This is a genomic window from Burkholderia sp. GbtcB21, from assembly GCF_019091065.1.
Taxonomy (GTDB): Bacteria; Pseudomonadota; Gammaproteobacteria; order Burkholderiales; family Burkholderiaceae; genus Burkholderia; species Burkholderia pyrrocinia_C.
Genome location: NZ_JAGXKA010000318.1, coordinates 1 through 257, shown reverse-complemented (window position 1 = coordinate 257; position 257 = coordinate 1). Strand labels below are relative to the sequence as shown.

At 64.6% G+C, this 257-nt stretch carries 1 pseudogene; it reads right to left on the bottom strand.

Going from position 1 to position 257, the window contains the following annotated elements:
- A pseudogene (locus KVT39_RS37025) lies at positions 1-154 on the bottom strand (zinc-binding alcohol dehydrogenase family protein); the annotation flags it as partial.
- Positions 155-257 lie beyond the last annotated feature (103 nt).

The window sequence follows — 257 nt, the reverse complement described above, 5'->3', positions numbered from 1 at the left end:
GCGCACGCACCTTGGTGTCCACCGGGTTCACGGAAAGCAACTCGACCTTCACGAGCAGGTCGCGCGGGCCCGGCTCGGGCTGCGGCAGCTCCACGTCGCGCAAGGCCTGCGGGTCGTCGATCGGCAGATAGCGGGTCAGTCCAACGGCCTTCATCACGAAACTCCTTTCAGGGCAACGGGCGCGCCGCGGCGCCGCCCGATGGACATCATCGTAGGCAACCCGATCCTTCGGGAAAACCGCTATATTTCCTGTAACA